This window comes from Emticicia soli, assembly GCF_037860775.1.
In the GTDB taxonomy this organism is placed as follows: Bacteria; Bacteroidota; Bacteroidia; order Cytophagales; family Spirosomataceae; genus Emticicia; species Emticicia soli.
In genome coordinates this window covers 51,736-71,553 of the sequence record NZ_JBBEWC010000016.1, presented here as the reverse complement: position 1 = coordinate 71,553, position 19,818 = coordinate 51,736, and the positions used below count along the sequence as shown (strand labels likewise).

Sequence of the window (19,818 nt, the reverse complement as noted above, 5' to 3'; positions counted from 1 at the left end):
AATTATCAGTTTATGTTTTGAATCTTATTTTATCTTGATACGAGTAGCTCCATAACCAAATTTTTCTTTTTGGGCGTCTTCAAACCAGGCTACATTTTTATGGCCAGATAATCTTCGTTGTATTTCTTGTCTTAAAACGCCATTACCTACACCATGAATAAATGTTATTTCGTCCATACCACTAGCAATGGCCTGCTCAAATTTACTCAGGAATGTATTCATTTGAAGCTCGAGCATTTCTGCATTATTCATCGAATAATGATTCTTAGTCAACTCTTCAATATGCAAGTCTACTATATGAGAAGGCTTTTCATAATTTTTAGGCAAAACCTCTACAGGTTTCTTCTCCATCATTCCCTCTTTTAACTTATTCACATCTATTACAAGCTTCTTCTCATCCTCTTTAGCTTTTTCATGAGCTGCTTCTATCTCATCAGAATCCAGTTGATACAAATAGGCTTCTTTGTCTAATATGGGAGCTTTCTTTCTATAATTAGCCCAAGTGCTGGCTCGCACTCGCATTTTCTTCGACAAAGGTGTACGCTCATCAAAAGGGCCATCATTATAATAAAATGCCTGAAAGGTAAAACTACCCCATTCTTCTACATCTTTAATAGCTAAATCAAGGTTCGATTTCTGAGCACTCTTTGCTTTAAGCACTCCACCCAATAAGCCGACATGAATTCTATCTGTATTTAATGTTAATGAGAAAGGAAAATTCCAATCACTATTATTCACCAGGTAGATTGACACGAGTTTATCATTGATTGGCAAAAAAGCCAGAAACACACCTTTGTCGGCTTTTATAACAGGCTTTACTTCTTTTTGTTTGGCAATGTCTTGTGTCGGGACAGTCTGCACAGGTTTAAAAAACTGTTTCTCATTTGTTGACACCACTGCTAACTCTCTTCTAAGCACAGGTAGTTTAAAGCCTGCTTCAATCTCTACCTCTACTACATTATCTTTCAAAAAGCGTGTAATGATGCCTTCTTCTTTTGAGTGTATGAGTCTTACCTTATCTCCGATATTCATAAGTTTGGTTGTATTAAATAAAATTGCGTTTGTCTTAAATTATTTCGACAACACCTATAACAGTATAATATCTAAATTAATTTCATTGATGGCTTTTGTAACGAATTTATTCTCTAAGAAAAATCCTATTTTGAATCAACAGCGTTTCTATCAAATATACAAGTATTGACGATGATAAATCTGTGGGTCGAATTGCTCAATAAAATTAAGAAAAAATAAATTAGCGCTAAAATCGAAATTCAAAGGTTTTTAGAAAATTCACATAAAGCTTCGCATTTTAATTTTATCTAAAATAAAATAAGAAAAGTTTAAAAGAAAATTTCTAAACGGTAGCATCCGATATATCTTTACTTGCAGGAACTCCTTACGATATAACATTTTTTCAAACTAAGCTCAAATTGATAATTTAAAAACTCGCTGAAAGGATCAATACTATATAACTATACTAGCACACCCAACCAGAAAAAATACAACAATCAATCTTATTTTTATGTTGATAAAGTACAAAAAAGCCTGATTTTATCGAAAAACAGAGCAAAATGCTACCGCTTATTCATAAAACCAGGCTAAAATATCGCATTAAAACTAAAAAACCTTTTTATTACGAATACAAAAATCAATAACTTCCAAGGTATTTTCGGGTCACCCACTCAACTGAAGCCAAAATAAGAAGCACAAAGAAAATCCATTTCAGATTGATAAACTCATTCATTTCTTCAATGCTCATTACCTTATCAGGACTTTGATTTGATGATAAATACTCCTTCAATTTATCTAATTGAGCAGGCACAAAAAACTTACCATTGTTTTGTTGAGAAAGCGTACGCAACATATTAAAATCGGCGGTATTGCTTAGTGCTTCCAGATCGGTATTTCTAACTATAAACTGTCCGTCTACTACTTCGCTCTTACCTAATACCTGCGTTGATGCCTTATAACGATATACACCCTCGCCAAGCCCTGTTATTTCGAAACGGGTATTCTCTTGGCTAACAGTGTAATTATAACTCTTAGTAGTGCCTTTTTCGTCGGTAATTTCCAGTTTGATATTCTGGTTATAAATGCGCTCATATATATCATTGTAAGCTTCATTTTCGAAGATAACCTTATCATCAATAGAAAACTCAGGCGAGATAGGATAAACTCTCAGCTTGCGTTTATCGTCTTTTACCGAAATCAATTGTAGTGTTTTCATTAATATTTCATCTACAACCTCTTGTTTATCGGTCAAAGCAAACTCTTCTAAACGCCATTGCCATAGCCCTTCACCTGCCAAAACTGCAGATTTACGTGCGTTGGCAGTATTAGCTATCAGAAGCGGCTTAGGTGTTACTAATGAACCAACTCTTTGGTACAATATGATTTCGCTCCCGGTAGCAGGCCTGTAATCACCGAAAGGCGATAACATTGGGGGTAATTTCTCCAGAATATTTAGTTTCTCTCCATCAAGATTAAATAAATTAAAACTATTATTAAACTTTGCAGTTACCTTATCGGCCCTTCCAGATTGCGATATAATACTTAGTGTTTGTTGAGTACCATTGAAACTGGCGATATTCGACTGATTGCCTAAAATAAAAAGGGTTGGTTTTTGTTGCGCTAGCAAACGACTCACTACATTTCCACCAGCTCCGTATATATCAGGTAGTTGGTGTAGAATAAGTACATCATAAGGCTGGTTACCTATTTCACTAGCATTATCACTCTGGAGAACCTTAACCGTCAACTCATATAATTCGTTCTTTTCTATAATTGCCTTGATAGCCTTAATATCAGGGTGTGGTGCAAGTGCAAGCAGCAAAATCTTCTCTTTGCCATCTACAACGTCGATATATACATCACGTGCATTATTTTTTGGTGAAAACTCGCCTTCGCTTGCTACTACCTCAATCGTAAAACGCTGCATGCCTTTTTGTTCGGCTGTTGTATAAAAAGTTACTTGTTTTAGGTCAGTAGCTTTATCAAAACTTACAATTTGTTTTTCTAATACTTTACCTCCTTGTTTCAATAATACTGATGTTGACTTACCTTGGTACCCAAAACTAGATATTTCGGCCTGTATCGGGAATTTATTGCTTAAATAGGCTATTCTATTTGCGTAAACGGCATTCAGTTTTACATCTTTCTTCTGGGTTGTATCACCAATACCAATAGAATGTATATTAAAATTATATTTCCCATAGGTAGGCGATATACCTGCATTGGCTATTCCATCAGATACCAGAATCACATCTGTAAGGTTTCTGCCCTCATAATTATTCTTTATATTGGCTAGTAAACCCGATAAATCGGAAGTTTTTTCTCCGAATGTAATGTCGTTTACCTGCTTTGTATCGTTGGTTTCGGCAAATGTCTTTATTTCAACACTTGTTCCTTTCGATTCTATATCGTCTTTCAGTTTCTGTAGTTCATTTTTCAATTGAGTTATCTTTTCTTGCCCTCCTTGTGCCATAGAAGTCGAGTTGTCAATGGCTAGCACAACTGTAGGCTTTTCAATAGTTGTTTTATTACCTCTTAACAAAGGATTTATCAACATAAAAGCCAGCAGTGCTACTAATAGACCTCTCACAATAGCAAGCACTCTGTTTTGTAATACCGAAAAATTTGTCTTTTTCTGGTATAATACAAACGCATAAGCCGCTCCGGCAAGTAAGCAAAGTATAATAAACCACGGTGAAGATTGAAAGATAAGTTCGGACTTCATAAACCCCTCGATTCCGTTTCTACGGATGTTTTTATTGAGAAATAATACTACTAAAACAACACCTTAAGTGAACAAATATTTTGCCAAGATACAAAAAAAATATCGTCAAGGGTAACGATTGTTCTCCCTTGACGATAGAATATAGTGAATATACGGCAGAAGCTTACATTAGCATACCGCCATCAACCTGTAAAACCTGCCCGGTAATGTATTTTGACATATCAGAGCCTAAGAATACACAGGCATTAGCAACTTCGTCGCCTTGGCCAGCGCGCTTAAGCGGAATGTTTTTCAACCAATCTTCAAGTGCTTTTTCATTAAGCTCTCCGGTCATTTCGGTTTCAATGAAACCCGGAGCTATGGCATTCGAACGAATATTTCTTGAGCCTAGCTCTTTTGCTACTGATTTGGTAAAACCAAGAATACCGGCTTTAGAGGCCGAATAATTAGCTTGTCCGGCATTACCCATTAAGCCTACTACAGAAGTAATATTGATAATTGAACCTTGTTTAGCTCTCATCATTGGCTTTGTAGCAGCTTTTGTAAGATTAAAAACCGATTTCAGGTTTACTCTTAACACTTCGTCCCATTGTTCTTCCGACATACGCATCAATAGTGTATCACGGGTAATACCTGCATTATTTACTAAAATATCCAGTACACCGAAATCGCTCACTACATCTGTTACTAATTGGTCAGCAGCAGCATAATCAGAGGCATCAGAGCGGTATCCCTTTGCCTTGATACCATAAGCTGCTAGTTCTGCCTCCAGTGCTTGACCTTTTTCTACACTTGATAAGTAAGTAAAAGCGACATTTGCGCCCTGTTCTGCGAACTTTTTAGCGATTTCTCTCCCGATTCCACGTGATGCTCCGGTTACTAGAGCAACTTTATTTTCAAGTAATTTCATGTATGATTTGAATTGTTAATAATATTAAACTGATTCAGTTAATTGTTCAACAGTGTCTTTTTGTGCCTTAAGTTCGGCTCTTAACCCTACGCTAGTCTTTGTACTACCATCATGCGACCAGCCCGGAGGCATAAATATATACTTAATTTTTGTAAAAAAGCCAATTGGCCTTTGCATATCTTTACCGATTTTCACCCATTCATGAAACACAATGTTTACTGCATTTCGGTTTTCAAGTGGCGAAACCAAGCCATATTTAATAGGCAAATCATCTATTTCTTCCTGAAAAGTACCAAACATTCTGTCCCAGATACTCAGGCACATACCCATATTTTTGTCAAGATACTCCACATTTGAAGCATGATGAACCCTATGCTGCGAAGGCGTAACAATTACGTATTCCAACCATTTCAAAGGTTTTTTACGAAATTTTGGTATATAGCTTGTATGCACCATTATGCCGTATATCTGAGTAATAGAATACATTACCGCTATATCAATGGCTTTGAAACCCATTAAAGACAAAGGTATAAAATATATGAATCTGTACAAGGGCTGAAATACCGAGGAGCGGAACCCTACTGTAAGGTTAAATTGCTCAGACGAATGGTGTGTAACATGCGAAGCCCAGAAAAACCTTGAGTAGTGGTCAACCACGTGTAAAATATAGAACACGAAGTCTTCGGCAACGAAGAGCACAAACCAATAAAGAATCGGATTCTGGATTTCGAAGAGGCGATACTGGAAGAACCAGGCAAGTATACCCCAAGTGATGCCTCTCGATAGTAAATCGATTCCACCATTTAGCAACATCAGATAGACGTTAGTAATCGTATCTTTGACCGTATAAAAGTGTCGGTCTTGTATATTGCTTAATATTATTTCTCCAAGAATCAAAAATGTGTATAGAGGTGTAGAAAAAATAATAACAAGCTGCTCGATAGTGTAATTTTTAAAGATTTCGAACATAAAAATACAAACAATTAAAATGCAATAAATTTCTTGTAATCAGGCCATTTGGGCACTTCTATTCAACCACATCCTTGTAGGACAATAACAATTTCGCCTTTTACGGTTCTATTCGCAAAATTTTCAATAATTTCGGCTAATGTTCCTCTCACATTTTCTTCATACATCTTACTAATTTCACGAGAAACGCATGCTTGGCGCTCTGGCCCGAAGGTTTCTGCAAAATTTTCTAGTGTCTTCAGTAATCTGAAGGGAGATTCATAAAAAATCATGGTTCTTTCCTCATTAACAAGAGATTTTAATCTCGTTTGTCGGCCTTTCTTTACAGGCAGAAAGCCTTCAAAGGTAAATCTATCGCATGGAAGCCCTGAATTTACTAAAGCAGGTACAAATGCAGTAGCTCCGGGCAAACATTCTACCTCTACCCCACTTCTTATACATTCTCTAACCAGTAAAAAACCCGGATCTGAGATAGCCGGAGTACCGGCATCTGACACAAGAACGATTTTTTCGCCCTTTTTAAGGCGTTCTACCACCTTACCTACCGTTTGGTGTTCATTAAAGGCGTGATGGCTCTGTAATGGCTTAGAAATGCCCAGATGTTTTAGAAGGAAGCCCGTATTTCGGGTGTCTTCTGATAATATCAAATCAGCTTCTTTCAGAACATTAATTGCTCTTAGCGTAATGTCTTCCAGATTACCTATTGGTGTTGGTACAAGAACAAGCTTCACTATATTTTTTTTCGACAAAAGTACAAATTTCAGCGCTGAACTGGAAGATTATCTCAAATTAAAAGCTTATTAAGAGGATTTTTCTAGCAAAAAAACACCAAAATAAGCCGTTTAATAAAAAACTATCGTTCATTTGTTATATTATTTTCAAAAAATTCTGAAAATACTTGACATACTAATTTTAAATACATATTTTTGACAAACAATAAACCTTATTTTATTAGCCATGTTATTAGCCGCCATTGCCTTTGCCGTAGGTGGTCTGATGATGACCAAATTACGTGCCAAATCCGAGTTATATGCTCCTAAAGATTACATGATGAGTCTACAAGCTCGCCCCCGTAATGTTTATGCCTATTAATTAATTTCAAAAATCTGTATCACAACTTAAATATCCATTTTCAATACAATTTTTGAATGTTTGTGCTTTTTTTTAGCTGAAATTACCATAAAAGTGTCATATTTTAGGAAGAAAAAATCCAATTATTGACATATACTTTTTTTAGCTATTGCTTTATTGCAAGTATTTTTAGAAAATTGTACCAATTAAACGTGCTTAAAACTATGTTACTACTTACTATCGCATCACTAGCTTTTGGTGGTCTATTAATGACCCGTATGAATGAAGAAAAAGAATTATATGCGCCAAAAGGATATTTGGCTCGTTTACAATCTCGTCCTCGTTCAGTTTACGCTTGGTAATATCTACTGTTTTTACAGATTTACGTTGCTTAGAATACACAAAATGTGTGTTTGATGATGTTGTTTTGGCCTCCCGGACGGCGAGAAAAAGCCCACTTTTAAAGCAAAAACAGGTTTTTCTCTAAGTCTTCAATAATATAGTCTGCCTCTTCAAGGCCGATGTAGAATCGGATCATACTTGCTTGTGGGTCTGTCTCATGAACAAATGCACATTTAGGCATTATTAGAGACTCGTGTCCTCCCCAGGAAACCGCAATCAGAAAACTCTGTAATGATTCACAGAATTTTTTGATTGAAGATACGTCTTTGTTTTTAAGAGAGATAGTAAACAAACCCATTGGCATTTTCATTTGCTTATTAACAAGGTCAATTTGAGGATTAGATTCTTCAAACGGATACCATATTTTGTCAATTTTAGGTGACTTTCTCAGAAAATCAAGCACTTTTAATGTACTTTCTGAAGATTGCTTCAGCCTGATGGGCAAAGTACGGAGACTACGTAGCATAAGCCAGGCATTTTGGGGCGAAAGAATATTTCCAAAAGTCATATACTCGTTATAGAAGATTTGGGTTATCTTCTCTTTTGAACCACAAATAGCGCCTGCTACTACATCACTGTGCCCATTATAATATTTAGTGGCAGAGTAAATTACTATATCTATTCCATACTCCATCGGTTTCTGACAAAGGGCCGTGCAGTAACTATTGTCTATAATAGTTGTAATGCCTTTTTTTCTGGCCAAGTCAGCAATCTTTTCTAAATCTTGGATCTCAAATGTCCAGGAAATTGGTGATTCTAAATAAATTACACGGGTTTTATCGGTGATAGCATTAACAAAGTTGTTAATATCAGTGCCATCTATAAATGTAGTGTTTACACCAAAGCGAGGTAACGTATTAGTCATTAAGCGTGTGGCCCAGTTATACACATTTTTAACCGAAACGATATGATCGCCAGCACGTACTTGCGACATAATAGCGTTTGTGATAGCTGCAGCACCACTACCAACCATTAGGCAGTCTTCTGCACCTTCTAGTGCTGCCATTTTCTGGCTAAGCATCGCTACCGTTGGGTTATTTCCTCTTGTATAATGATGCTCTTCTTTTGCATGCGCAACTGCATTAGCAAACTCATCAACTGTTGGATATGCAAAATTACTGGTTTGTATAATCGGTGGAGCAACCGCATGAAAATACTGCTCACGTTTTTCGGCGAGATGATTGATAATATAGGAGTCATTCATAAGGTAATTTCTCGATTTAGCTTAAAAAGTGTAGAAATTAACAGTGTTTTGCTTTTTCTTAAAGAATAAATAAAAAATAGATAATTTTAAACTTAATTTATTATCCGTAGATACGGATATATCACTTAGTACATACTTATCATAATAGCTTTCATATTGCTGACATACGTCTTGCAATAGCCAAATGTAAGTTAAAGCCACATAGAAAAAAAAACCTTTTCTTCAAAACCTACTAAACAATCAGATTTGAGAACGTTCCTGGCAAATATGGTAGAGAATAACCTATAAAGATTATAAAATTATAATTGGGTAAAGCATCTTGTAACTATAATATAGAATCGCTCATTTATCTTAAAAACGATATTAATTTTCGACAAGTACTAGATTGCTATTTCAAGAAAGGATAGTAAATCACCGACCTACAACTAAGACTTAAAGAATTAGTAAGTTGAGCTATAGCTTAGCTAATATTCTTTGGGATTATTAAAACGCTTTATCTAATTTCTAATACAAGATACTTACTCAAACAGCCGATTTTCAGATTTTTTCATACACTTTTGTGCTTTTCATAATGCCTGAGAATCTAACATACTGTACAATATATCAAGCACGTCTCAAATATTCAATTCTCAGGCATCATATTTTAGCACAGAGGTAGCTTTTTTAGGGAGTTTCGTATAAAAAAATCTAATTTATTGGAGTTTTGCTCTGTCTGGCAATAAAAACCCATTTATAACTCATTGATTATCAATACTTTATAAACGCATATTGTTGCACCGAAAAAGCAATTAATCTACTAGTTTATCAATAGCATCTGCTAAATTACGATCTTTCTCTGTTATTTTATTCCCTGCATCGTGCGTGGTAAGGTTAATTTCCACTTTATTCCATGTATTTGACCAATCTGGATGATGCGCATGTACTTCTGCTAATATAGCAACACGGGTCATAAAAGCAAAAGCTTCCGAAAAATCCTTGAACTTAAAAGTTCTACTTAGTTTGTTGTTCTCTTCTTTCCACATAGTTTTATTCTATTTTAAATGTGTGTATTAGAAACGCTAATACAATATACAACAAAAAAAAGCCGAATCAAATGATTCGGCTTTCGCAGAGAGAGAGGGATTCGAACCCCCGGACCTGTAACAGTCAACGGTTTTCAAGACCGCCGCATTCGACCACTCTGCCATCTCTCTGTTCCCTTATTGTTTTGCAAAGGTACACCTTTTATTTATTAATGTCAACCCCTATGCAAATATTTTTTTAATTTTTTTTCGCTTTCATAAGCCCCTGAAAAAGCGTAAATTTGTGAAATATTTTACGAATACTTCTTTTTGTGGAAACAATCGAACAACTTCCAACTTTCGAAACAGCCAAAAAACTTGGCCTATTGCCCGAAGAATTTGAGAAAATCAAACAAATCTTAGGACGCACTCCCAACTTTACTGAACTATCTATTTTTTCAGTAATGTGGTCGGAGCACTGCTCATACAAAAACTCTATTGTATGGCTTAAAACATTACCACGTGATTCTGACCGCATGCTTGCAAAAGCAGGTGAAGAGAATGCAGGGCTTGTTGATATTGGTGATGGTCTGGCATGTAGCTTCAAGATTGAATCACACAACCACCCATCGGCGCTTGAGCCTTATCAAGGTGCAGCTACAGGAGTGGGTGGAATCAACCGTGATATTTTCACAATGGGTGCTCGCCCTATAGCTCAGCTTAACTCTCTCCGTTTCGGCAATATCACTTCTCCTAAAACACAACGCCTGTTGAAAGGTGTAGTGAAAGGAATTGGGGATTATGGCAATGCATTCGGGATTCCGACAGTGGGTGGAGAAATTTATTTCGACGACTGCTATAATACTAACCCATTGGTTAATGCCTTTTCGGCTGGTATTGTAGAAGTAGGTAAACAAGCATCGGCCACATCTTATGGTGTAGGTAACCCGGTATTTATTGTAGGTTCTGCTACCGGAAAAGATGGGATTCATGGAGCTACTTTTGCTTCTGAAGATATTACTGATAAATCGACTGAAAAACTTCCGGCTGTTCAGGTAGGTGATCCTTTTATGGAAAAACTACTTTTGGAAGCTACTCTTGAAGTTATCAGCACCGGATACGTAATTGGTATTCAGGATATGGGAGCGGCAGGTATTATCTGCTCTACTTCTGAAATGAGTGCCAAAGGCGAACACGGTATGATTATAGACTTAGATAAAGTACCAACTCGCCAGGCAAATATGCATGGTTGGGAAATTCTGCTCTCAGAATCTCAGGAAAGAATGTTGGTAGTTGTACAAAAAGGTAAAGAAGATTTAATCAATGCTATATTTGATAAATGGGACTTGCATTGTGCACAGATTGGTGAAGTAACTGATACCCAAAGACTACATTTCTACCAACATGGCAAATTAATTGCTGATGTACCGGCAGAAGATTTAGTGTTAGGTGGTGGTGCACCACAGTATCATCGTGAATACCGTGAACCAGCTTATTTTCAGGAATTCAAAAAATTCGACATCAATACAGTAGAAGATATTGCAGGTTTTGCAGAGTTGCAAAAAGTAGCTGAGCATTTATTGTCTCATCCTAACATTTGTTCTCGTAAATGGATTACCGAACAATATGACTCTACAGTAGGTACTGCCAACCGTAGCACCAACAACCCTTCTGACGCTGCTGTAGTAAGATTGAGAAACCCTGATAAAGGAGATTTGAATAAAGCAATTGTAATTACAGTTGACTGTAACGGAAGATATGTAAACGCTGACCCAGAAGTTGGTTGCCAGATTGCTGTATCTGAAGCAGCTCGTAACATTGTGTGTACAGGTGGTGAGCCTCTTGCAATTACAAACAACCTCAACTTTGGTAATCCTTATAACCCAGAAGTTTACTGGCAGTTTGTTGGAGCAGTTAAAGGTATGAGCAAAGCTTGTATCAAATTCAGCACTCCGGTAACAGGCGGAAATGTAAGTTTCTACAACCAAAGTTCTGATGATGGTCCAGTGTTCCCTACTCCAACTATTGGTATGTTAGGTTTACTTGAAAGCCCAGACAATCAGATGACATTGAACTTTAAAAATGTCGGAGATTTGATTTATCTTGTTGGTGAATCGAAAGATGATATTGCTTCTTCAGAATATTTGTATTCTTACAGAGACGTAAAAGCATCTCCTGCTCCTGCGTTTGATTTAGATACTGAGTTCAATGTACAAGAATCTATCAAAGAATTGATTCAAAACAAATTAGTTGAATCAGTACACGATATTTCAGACGGTGGCTTGTTTATCACTTTGGCAGAGTCTTCTTTCCCCAATCAATTAGGGTTCAAGATTTCGACAGATGCGAAATTAAGAACAGATGCCTTCTTGTTTGGAGAGGCTCAAAGCCGAGTAGTGATCTCAGCGAATAATTCGCAAAAAAATCAGATAGAAGATTTATTACGAAGCAAAAATGTGAGCTTTACTTTATTAGGTGAGGTAACCGACGGTAGCTTTATTGTAGATGGCGAAGTAGTAATTACTACCAAAACTGCCAAAAATCTTTATGATAATGTAATCGGAAATATCATGAATTAAGATTCAAGTTTATACTATATAAAATAAGGGCCTCTTTTCAGACGCCCTTATTTTTTTATCATTACTAAAAACAGTGAACTCCCAAAACCACCGTTTTTAAAAATCTTCTCTTCCAGCTTTACAATCTTGTAGAGCGTATTGTTAACGAAATTCCCCGGTACACTTACGTCTGATATGATTTCAGTTTTATTAATTAAATTGAATTTTAACTGAAATTGTTGAAGTAAGCGAACCGATAAAATTAACGGAGATAAAAACAAACTCCAGTAAGAATGGCGCAGAATTTTCAATCCGGTTTGTTGTAGGTATTTATCAAAATCTGCCTTGGTAAACCTTTGTAAACCTCCCACAGCAATATCATGCGTACCATAAAAAACATCGAAAGCATTATTGTTAGAAATCAAAATCCCTTCCGGCTTTAATTTCTTTTCCAGATTTCTTATTGCCCTTACTATAACTGCATCTTCAAACTGATATAGCACATCATCGTTAATAATAACATCGAAAGATGCATCTATAAACTCTGAATCAAAATTCGTAACATCAATTTGTTGTACTTTCAGTTTTCTTTCTTTACAAAAACTCACGGCATCTTCTGAATAATCAAAGCCTTCGATATTGGCGTAGCCATTCTGAATCAGAAAACTCATCAATCCACCTGTGCCACAACCTGCATCGAGTATACGTATATTTTTATTCTGGCCAAATCTGGCAAGAATCTCTTTCAGAATTTTCTCGTGTAGAATCTTATACCACCAAAGTTTTTCTTCAGAGTCATACATCATCTGGTATTCTTCTCTACTACTTAACATTGATCGAGTTATATTTTTCTACGAACTGAGGTGTTCCGTTTTGAGTTAAAAATAATTTACCAATATACTCTCCGATAATACCTGCCGAACTAAGCTGGATTCCACCGAAGAAAAGAAACATAGGTATCTGCCAGTTTTCTGTAATATTTAGCAAATACAAGAACATGAGAATTATGGATAAAAAAATCGAGAATATACCTGTTCCAAAGACGACACGAATCGGCAGAAGCGAATAGCCGAACACGATAATCATAAAAAGTCTGATCAACTTTTTTACGGTATAGTTCGATTCTCCTTCCATACGGTCATTATGCAAAACCTGAATTCGGCCGACATTGGTAGTAGTTCTGAAAATCAGGGCATCGATATATGGGTATGGCCCGGTGTACTTAATAATCTCGGCAATAACTTCTTTGCTTATCAGTTTAAAACTTGATAGATATAAATCGGATGGTTTATTAATCAGCCATGTTGTGAGGCGGTTTACCAACCAACTACCCAAATTTCTAAAAAAGTGATGTTTCTTTTCGGCGTAGTAGCTATATACTACATCACGGTTTTCCTCCTGAGCTTTATTAAGAAGTTTGAGAATTTCGGAAGGAGGATTCTGAAAGTCATCATCAATGATGACTGCATACTTCCCGCTTACATACCTGAGCCCACATATCACGGCATTGAACTCTCCGAAATTTTTACGAAGCGAAATAAAATGTAGATTTTTGTAACGTTTGGCAAGCCCCATACAAACCTGCTCCGAATTGTCAGGGCTACCGTCGTTTACCAATATTATTTCAAAATCATATTTATGCAATTCGTCCTGTAGTTTTTCTACAAGTTTGGTAATAGATTTTTCTCCTTTATAAACTGGTATAACTACAGATAAAAGCATGCGTTATTTATACAAATTAATTTTTTCAATAATATAACTTACCTCTTCTTCGCTTAATGTTGTATTTAATGGTAAGCTCAATATCTCTTGATGAATTTTTTCTGAAATCGGATAAGAGTCATTGTTCAACTCTTTATAGGCAGCCTGCTTATGTGGCGGAACCGGATAATGAATATCGGAGCCAATTTTATTATGCATCAGATATTCTCTGAATCGACTACGGTCTTTGGTTCTCACTACGAACAAATGCCAGGCATCTTCTTCAACGGTTTCTGCAAATGGTAAAACTAATGACGTGTTACGTATTTCAGTCAAATACCTTTTGGCTATGGCTTGCCGGATTTTATTTTCTTTATCCAGATTCGGTAACTTTACATTCAGTATAGCCGCTTGCATTTCATCAAGACGACTGTTGATGCCTTGCTCTTCAAAAATATATTTTTCACCTGAGCCATAATTTCTCAAAGCCCTTATCTTACCTGCCAAATTATCATCATTAGTAGTAATCGCTCCGGCATCACCCATTGCTCCCAGGTTTTTTGTTGGATAAAAACTAAATCCTGCGCCATCTGAGAGATTGCCTGCTTTTTTTGTTTGATACTCGGCTCCATGAGATTGAGCTGCATCTTCAAAAATTTTCAGATTATTTTTCTGAGCTATTCTGCTGATGGGCTCCATATCACAACATTTGCCGTAGAGGTGTACCACCAAGATTGCTTTTGTATTCGGAGTAATTTTCTCTTCAATTTTTGCAGGGTCGAGCAAGTATGTGTTAAGGTCTGGCTCAACCAAAACAGGAGTAAGACCCGCCAAAGAAATTGCAAGGATACTCGCAATGTATGTATTTGATGGAACGATAACTTCGGAGCCTTTCGGAAAATCAGAAGCTTTTAATAAAAGTACCAGTGCATCGAGCCCGTTGGCTACTCCTATGCAATGTTTTGTTTCGCAGTATTCGGCAAATGAATTCTCAAAAGTTTTTACTTCTTCACCTAATATAAACCAACCCGATGAAACTTTCCTAGATAAAGTTTCATTGATTAGCTTCTCATAATCTTGATTAATTAATTTTAAATCCAGAAATGGGATAGGCTTAGTACGTGTGTTCAATGTATTTTTAAAATTTGTCATTCTATCTTCCGCAAATTCCCTTAAAATCACACCTTTCGCAAATCGTCATATTGTTGGTTTGTATGAATGGTGTTTCAGGACTAAGCATTTCTTTTATTAAATCGGCTAGTATCTGTTCAGATTTTTCTATGAAACCAAAGATACTTGGGTTATCATTAAAACTCAAATTTACCTCCAGATTTTCTTTCATATTTCTGAAAGAATAAATTTTAGCTTTTACCTCATGGTTTTCGGGACTTTCGCCACCTAACAAAAAGCTCTTATCTTGCGTAATGCTCTTGAGCATCAGGTATTGATAAAGCCAAAGTTGACGAAGTTTTTCTTTATCTGGGTCAACGAGAGCTTCTTCCAGTATTTGCTCTCTCGATTTTTCAAGCTCTTTCTTCGCTACTCTGCCAGTTTTGTAATCAATTACTTTTATTGTATTGCCTTCTTTTTCTATCCGGTCTACTCTTCCGGCAATTTTTACTTTTTGTACTTTTCCGAGAATGTTCACATCAAATGCTACTTCAATTTTCTTCTCGGTTTCTAAAACCTGATACGGAAAAACCTGGCTTTCACGTTGCTGTTTAAAGAAATCTTCCAGCAATTGTTCTGCTACTTGTTTCAACAGGTAGTTCATTCCTGAGTCAATCACATATCCGCCAAATTGTTCGAGATAAGCAGTTTCCAGCCTTTTCGGAATTTCAGTAATAATCGAATCTATTAATTCTTTTGTAATTTTCGGGCCGTGGTCATAATCTATTTTCTCTAGCGTATTGTGCAGCCATGTACCAAAAATATCGGCACCAAAATTTTCGTCTACTTCTTCACGCTTCGATATTTTGGCAATTTTATTAAAATAAAATTTCATGGTACAATGTAAGTACTCATTCAGATAGGTCGGGTAAATCCCTCCGTCGGAAATCAACATACTTATATTGTTTAGTATATCAGGTGTTTTCTGAATTTCTATTTTACCAACCGACTGTCTATCAGCGCTTTTAGCGTATTGAATCTTCGGATACGAAATCTCTATTTTCTTATTTTCGTTCGCAAGCTCATTTTCTATCTGCAAAATAAATCGGCTTTTTTCGGTTGCGCCCCCTCCTACGCCTTCACCCGTCGGGATCACATAGAGCACATCTATTTCTTTGGCTCTTTGTAAAAGTCTGAAAAAGTGATACGACATAACGGCGTTCTGATCTGACTGAACAGGTAAATTAAACTCTATTGAGGCATCGAACGGAATCAGCGAGTTTAGATGTCGGGTTGATGGCAGGATGCCTTCGTTGACCGAAAGGAAAATAACTCTTTCGAAATCGAGGCAACGGGTTTCGAGCATACCCATTATTTGCAGGTTGGCTATAGGCTCACCACTAAATGGAATTTTCTCTTGTTTGATTAACTCATACAAGAAATGCTTGAAACTTTTGAGGTTTAGTTGTCTATTGTTAAATAGTATTTTTTCAAGACGGTTCAGAATCGTAAGGAATAAATACAGATACTCTGTTTCAATAGCATCTTTTGATTCTCTATATATACTGCGCAGCTCATCTATCAAATCATAGAAAGCTTGTAATACCTTCAGAGAATTATCACCCCAACGGCTAAAGAGTATTCTGAAAAGTTTATCATCGTTTCCAAATGCTAACATTTCTTCTTCACTCAGGTAAACGATATTTCCCTGAACAATTTTCCGTAGGGTTTCACGAAAAATATTTATTTTGCCCGACTCCTCTTGGTTAATATAATTCATCTGCTCGTACTTACGGCAGAATGGGTGATTGAGTACTTTAAAAATATGACGATGACTAAACTTCTGTACTCTTATTGTTTCTCCGGTTTTGCTTTTAAACTCTGCCACATTTTGCTGTAACTCAAAAATAGCGTCAATCAGTGTAAACAACATTGAGCCCCGTAACGACAAACCCATTGTGATGTTGAAGTCGGACACCACACTATCAAGTGAGTACATGAGCGGGTAAAGCAAATTTTCATCGCACAAAACGATGGCGGTTGGCACATCCGGATTTTGAGCCACCACTTCAGCATAAATTGCCCCAGCCACTTTGGTTTGTAAAGTAGCGTTTTCAACACCAATAATTCTAATTTTCTTGTCGTCGGTCAGCAAATTATTGGCCTGCCAGTTCCATGCACCAAACTTACCGCTGGCTTTATAGCTCCTGAGCAATTTGCCACCTTTATGGTTAAACTTCGGGTCCATAAAGTACTCGTCCGAATCCCAGAGCATTTCGGCAAGATTTGCCTTTACCAGTTTTTCAATTACTTTTTCTTCCGACTTACTAAAGGCATTGAATCCTACGAAATAGAATTTCTCAAATATCTTTTTATCGAGCAAGAGAGAATCAACTTCTTCGGCCAGAAGCCTATAAGCCATACCCCTGTATGCATAACCCTTTATACGTAAATCGTCGTGAAGGTCTTTATAAACATTGTAAATATTTTCAAAAAGCTTAAAGTACCTATCGGTACTTGGGGTGCTTTCAATATTCGGCTTAGCCAATTTCCCAAGTTCTACATTCCAGCGGTCAATAGTTTTTGCTTCGCTTATATAGTCGAACAATGCTTTTGGGTCGCCGATCAGGTATTGGTCTATGGTATCAAAATCTCTCAGTAATGTTGGAGCCCAAGAAATAAAACGGTCGAAGTCAACCTTTGGGTCATATTTTCTAAATGTTTCGTAGAGTTCAAAAAGCAATCCAACTGCATCAATCTGATTGAAGCCCGACATTTTGATTACGAAATCATCAATAGCAAAAACCTGTGGCGCAAGAAAAGGCACTTTTGAAACACGAGCCAGGTAACGCTTAAAGTAATAAACGGCTCTTCGGTTAGGCAAAATAACACAAACATTTTTTAGCTGTGCCAACGAATGTTTGTCAAAAATATACCGAGCCGATTGTTCCAGAAATACCATTGAAATGATTATTACTATCAATAAATGATTTGGAGCATCTATTTATTGTAAAGTGTAGAAACAGTTTATTGATAAGATAGATAATCTTTATGCAAATTACAGATTTTTATCAACTTTATTAAATGAAAGTTATTTTAAGGGAAGATATGTGCTAAATGCACTCAAAACTAAAATTATACTTTTCTAATCCATAAGCTTCAGTTCTAACTTTAATATCAGGAAACAAAATTGTATTTTTCAAATATAAACAAATAAACAAAATTCGCACACCTCGCACGATTCGCACACTTCTGATACCGTGCGATTCGTGCGAGGTGTGCGATTTGTGCGAAATGATTTACCTTAAATATTATTTATTATAATTTGAAAATAGATGAATAGATAACTCGCACACCTCGCACGATTCGCACACCTCTTATACCGTGCGATTCGTGCGATTGATTATTCGTTATAAAGTAATATATTATAATATTACTAATACTATACCTATTTCAATTCGCACAATCGCACGATTCGCACGGTATCAGAAGTGTGCGATTCGTGCGATTGATTATTAGTTATAAAGTAAGATATTATAATATTACTAATACTATACCTATTTCAATTCGCACAATCGCACGATTCGCACGGTATCAGAAGTGTGCGATTCGTGCGATTGATTATTAGTTATAAAGTAAGATATTATAATATTACTAATACTATACCTATTTCAATTCGCACAATCGCACGATTCGCACGGTATCAGAAGTGTGCGATTCGTGCGAATCACAAATTTTAATAAATTATATATTTCTAATATTTCAAATAATTAATTAAGACTAACTAAATTATCACAAAACCAAGAAACAAGCTCTTAGGCACTCATTTTTTATCTAATGCTGTTTTGTAAGCTTTTAGCACTCGCTCTCTGGCAAAGGTGTGTTCTACTATTGGTTCGGGATAATCAAAATTGCTAACTTCGGGCACCCATCTTTTTACATATTTTAGCTCAGGGTCAAATTTCTTTGTTTGAGCAGTTGGATTAAAAATCCTGAAATACGGTGCAGCATCGCAGCCACTACCTGCTGCCCATTGCCAACCTCCATTGTTAGCAGCAAAATCGTAGTCGAGTAATTTTTCGGCAAAGTAGGCTTCGCCCCATCGCCAGTCAATTAAGAGGTGTTTCACCAAAAAACTTGCAGTAATCATTCTTACTCTATTGTGCATAAAACCAGTTTGGTTCAGCTCTCGCATACCAGCATCAACAATGGGGTATCCGGTTTTTCCCTCGCACCATGCCTGAAACTCTTCTTCATTATTGCGCCATTCAATCGCATCATATTCTCTTCTGAATGCTTCGCCCTCATTAATATGTGGAAAATGATGTAGGATATTCATATAAAAATCTCGCCAAATCAATTCATTCAACCATGTCTGATTTAACTTAATTGCTCTCTGTACCAATTTTCTTACACTGACAGTACCGAAACGTAAATGCACACTCAATCGGCTAGTGCCTTGTATCGACGGAATGTCTCTTAGTGTATCATATTTTTCAATCAGTTTTTCGTCAATTATCTTTTTCGGAAAATCCTGCTCTGTTTCGAAAAAACCTATTTCGTTTAACGATGGAATTGGCTGGCTTTCAATTTTCAGAAAATCGGTAAAGTATTTTTCTGTCGGATACGATTTCATATAAAAATCATTCAACTGCTCTTTCCATTTCCGGCTATAAGGTGTAAAAACTGTGTAAGGAGTTTTGTTTCCGGTAAGAATCTCGTTTTTCTCAAATATTGTCTGGTCTTTATGCGTATAAAACCCTATACCGTGTGCGTTGAGCAACTCTCCTATTTGCTTGTCACGCTTAATGGCATAGTTTTCGTAGTCGTGGTTAGTATGCACTTCGGCAATCTCAAATTCTTCTACCAAGCTCTTCCAAACCTCCAGAGGTTTTCCGTATCTTACAATAATTGATGAGCCTAACTTTGTTAGTTGCTGCTGCAAGTCGAGCAAGGTTTTGTAGATAAATTCAACACGGGCATCGTGTTTATTACCTAAATCATCAAGTATTTCGCTATCAAAAATAAAAATCGGGAGTGTCGGGTATTTACTCCTGAGCGCATAATAAAGGCCGGCGTTATCGTCTAATCTTAAATCTCTTCTATACCAAAATATACTCACTTTTTGCTTCATCTCCATTTATTGAGTTTTTATC

Annotated in this window: 15 protein-coding genes and 1 tRNA gene; 3 read left to right on the top strand and 13 right to left on the bottom strand. The window is 36.4% G+C overall.

What is annotated here, in order from left to right:
* Positions 1-24: 24 nt before the first annotated feature.
* The 5 genes from WAE64_RS21905 to rsmI all read right to left on the bottom strand — a co-directional run bounded on the left by WAE64_RS21905 (position 25) and on the right by rsmI (position 6,346).
* On the bottom strand, positions 25-1,032 hold the full coding sequence (locus WAE64_RS21905; protein ID WP_340239923.1) for a Smr/MutS family protein: 1,008 nt from the start codon (positions 1,030-1,032) through the stop codon (positions 25-27).
* 616 nt (positions 1,033-1,648) lie between these two features.
* Positions 1,649-3,736 (bottom strand): vWA domain-containing protein, encoded by a 2,088-nt coding sequence (locus WAE64_RS21900; RefSeq protein WP_340239922.1) that lies wholly within the window; start codon positions 3,734-3,736, stop codon positions 1,649-1,651.
* Positions 3,737-3,899: 163 nt separating this feature from the next.
* Positions 3,900-4,646, bottom strand: coding sequence for a 3-oxoacyl-[acyl-carrier-protein] reductase (gene fabG, locus WAE64_RS21895; protein WP_340239921.1), 747 nt, complete (start codon positions 4,644-4,646; stop codon positions 3,900-3,902).
* Positions 4,647-4,670: 24 nt separating this feature from the next.
* Entirely contained in the window at positions 4,671-5,615 is a 945-nt protein-coding gene (locus tag WAE64_RS21890; RefSeq protein ID WP_340239920.1) for a sterol desaturase family protein, read from the bottom strand.
* A 62-nt stretch (positions 5,616-5,677) separates the two neighbouring features.
* The gene (gene rsmI / locus WAE64_RS21885) at positions 5,678-6,346 is read right to left on the bottom strand and encodes a 16S rRNA (cytidine(1402)-2'-O)-methyltransferase (RefSeq protein ID WP_340239919.1); all 669 of its coding nucleotides are present in this window, start codon (positions 6,344-6,346) and stop codon (positions 5,678-5,680) included.
* 226 nt (positions 6,347-6,572) lie between these two features.
* Between rsmI and WAE64_RS21880 the strand changes: the two genes are divergently transcribed.
* Entirely contained in the window at positions 6,573-6,707 is a 135-nt protein-coding gene (locus WAE64_RS21880) for a hypothetical protein (protein WP_340239918.1), read from the top strand.
* 203 nt (positions 6,708-6,910) lie between these two features.
* A complete protein-coding gene (locus WAE64_RS21875) occupies positions 6,911-7,048 on the top strand; it encodes a hypothetical protein (RefSeq protein WP_165372089.1) in 138 nt (45 codons plus the stop codon).
* 98 nt (positions 7,049-7,146) lie between these two features.
* Here the strand turns inward: WAE64_RS21875 and WAE64_RS21870 are convergent, their stop codons facing one another.
* The 3 genes from WAE64_RS21870 to WAE64_RS21860 form a co-directional block, all read right to left on the bottom strand.
* Positions 7,147-8,292 (bottom strand): trans-sulfuration enzyme family protein, encoded by a 1,146-nt coding sequence (locus tag WAE64_RS21870; RefSeq protein ID WP_340239917.1) that lies wholly within the window; start codon positions 8,290-8,292, stop codon positions 7,147-7,149.
* 788 nt (positions 8,293-9,080) lie between these two features.
* On the bottom strand, positions 9,081-9,314 hold the full coding sequence (locus WAE64_RS21865; protein WP_340239916.1) for a 4a-hydroxytetrahydrobiopterin dehydratase: 234 nt from the start codon (positions 9,312-9,314) through the stop codon (positions 9,081-9,083).
* 86 nt (positions 9,315-9,400) lie between these two features.
* Positions 9,401-9,485: transfer RNA gene (locus WAE64_RS21860), tRNA-Ser, on the bottom strand.
* 140 nt (positions 9,486-9,625) lie between these two features.
* Here WAE64_RS21860 and purL point away from each other — a divergent pair.
* Positions 9,626-11,872: a phosphoribosylformylglycinamidine synthase subunit PurL gene (purL, locus tag WAE64_RS21855; protein WP_340239915.1), complete on the top strand. Its 2,247-nt coding sequence runs from the start codon at positions 9,626-9,628 to the stop codon at positions 11,870-11,872.
* A 47-nt stretch (positions 11,873-11,919) separates the two neighbouring features.
* On the opposite strand, the gene WAE64_RS21850 is transcribed toward purL, so the two are convergent.
* From WAE64_RS21850 to WAE64_RS21830, 5 genes are all read right to left on the bottom strand, one after another.
* Positions 11,920-12,684, bottom strand: a complete 765-nt coding sequence (locus WAE64_RS21850) for a class I SAM-dependent methyltransferase (RefSeq protein ID WP_340239914.1) — start codon at positions 12,682-12,684, stop codon at positions 11,920-11,922.
* On the bottom strand, positions 12,674-13,573 hold the full coding sequence (locus tag WAE64_RS21845; RefSeq protein WP_340239913.1) for a glycosyltransferase family 2 protein: 900 nt from the start codon (positions 13,571-13,573) through the stop codon (positions 12,674-12,676). Before WAE64_RS21845 ends, WAE64_RS21850 begins: the two co-directional genes overlap by 11 nt.
* A gap of 3 nt (positions 13,574-13,576) precedes the next feature.
* Complete coding sequence (locus tag WAE64_RS21840) at positions 13,577-14,683, bottom strand: DegT/DnrJ/EryC1/StrS family aminotransferase (protein WP_340239912.1); 1,107 nt, start codon at positions 14,681-14,683, stop codon at positions 13,577-13,579.
* Between the two features lie 22 nt (positions 14,684-14,705).
* Complete coding sequence (locus WAE64_RS21835; protein WP_340239911.1) at positions 14,706-17,645, bottom strand: PD-(D/E)XK nuclease family protein; 2,940 nt, start codon at positions 17,643-17,645, stop codon at positions 14,706-14,708.
* Positions 17,646-18,485: 840 nt separating this feature from the next.
* Complete coding sequence (locus WAE64_RS21830; protein WP_340239950.1) at positions 18,486-19,796, bottom strand: cryptochrome/photolyase family protein; 1,311 nt, start codon at positions 19,794-19,796, stop codon at positions 18,486-18,488.
* Positions 19,797-19,818 lie beyond the last annotated feature (22 nt).